Origin of the sequence: Kineococcus glutinatus (assembly GCF_039542765.1) — a bacterium.
GTDB lineage: Bacteria > Actinomycetota > Actinomycetes > Actinomycetales > Kineococcaceae > Kineococcus_A > Kineococcus_A glutinatus.
The window spans coordinates 1-1,076 of the sequence record NZ_BAABIL010000488.1; the positions used below are offsets into that span (position 1 = coordinate 1).

General features: G+C 78.2%; 1 protein-coding gene. It reads right to left on the bottom strand.

Annotation, left to right across the window (positions count from 1 at the left end; translation table 11 throughout):
- Positions 1-205: DUF2200 family protein (locus ABEB16_RS22840; protein WP_425560231.1), on the bottom strand; the 205-nt coding region annotated here is incomplete at its 3' end.
- Between the last annotated feature and the right edge of the window lie 871 nt (positions 206-1,076).

Consider the following 1,076-nt stretch of genomic DNA (forward strand, 5'->3'; position numbering starts at 1 on the left):
CCCGCTCCAGACCGGCGGTGTCGTAGCCGGTGAGCCAGCAGATGACCTCGTCCACCTCCTTCGCCGTAGCCGACCTCGTCGTAGCCCGCGCCGTCGTAGCCCGCGTCGCCACCGTCGCCCGCCCCGGCGTCGGAGGCGTCGCCGTCGGCGAAACCCTCCTGGTAGCCCTCGCGGTACGCCTCGTCGCCGTACGCGCTGTCGTCACCCCAGTGGTCGTTGCCGAAGTCGTCGGGGATGAGCGCGTCGGCGATGGCGGTGCCGACGAAGGCCCCCGCGACGCTCGTCAGCAGGGTGCCGCCCAAGCCCATCCCCGCCCCGCCCAGCCCGAACCCGCCGCCGTAACCCGGCCCGTACCCGCCGCCGCCGCCGTACCCGCCGCCGCGGCCGTACCCGCCGCCGTAGCCGGGCCCGTACCCGCCGCCGTAGCCACCCGGTGCGCCGAGCAGGCGCTCCAGCGTGCCCGGCCGGCGCACCTCGGCCCGGGTGGCCATCCGCGCCAGCGCGTGCGGGTCGTCGCCGCGCTGCTCGCCCGCCGGCACCTCCGCCGCCAGCTGCTGCAGCACCTGGCGGCGCTGTTCGGGGGTCAGCGCCGCGAACGCCTCCTCGTGCGCCCGCTCGATCGTCTCCGGCGGCGCGGTGCGCAGCAGGTAGCGGTAGCGGGCGAGCGCCGCCCCGTCGGGCGTCTGCGCGCGCTGACCTGCCGGCGCCGGCGGCGGGGGCGGGTAGCCGGACGGGTCGTACCGCGGCTCCCCGTAGCCGCCGTGCGCGGACGTGCTCCGCTTGGGCGAGCGTCCCAGCAACCGGTCCAGCAGTCCCACGGCGTCCTCCTCGGCCACACGCCCCTCCCGGTGGGAGGGGTCCTGGTGACCAGGGTGGTCGAGGAGGGCCCGTCCCGCACTCGCCGGCCACCGGACCCGCCGGGCTGCGCACGGCCACCGGACCCGGCAGGGTGGGCCCGCCCGGCGCCCCCACCCGCGCGGAAAGGACCCTTTCCGCGCTCCGGGAGGGGGCCGGGACCGCGGAAAGGGTCCTTTCCGCGCGGGTGGGGGCCGACGGGGAGAGGTGCGCGAGTGCGG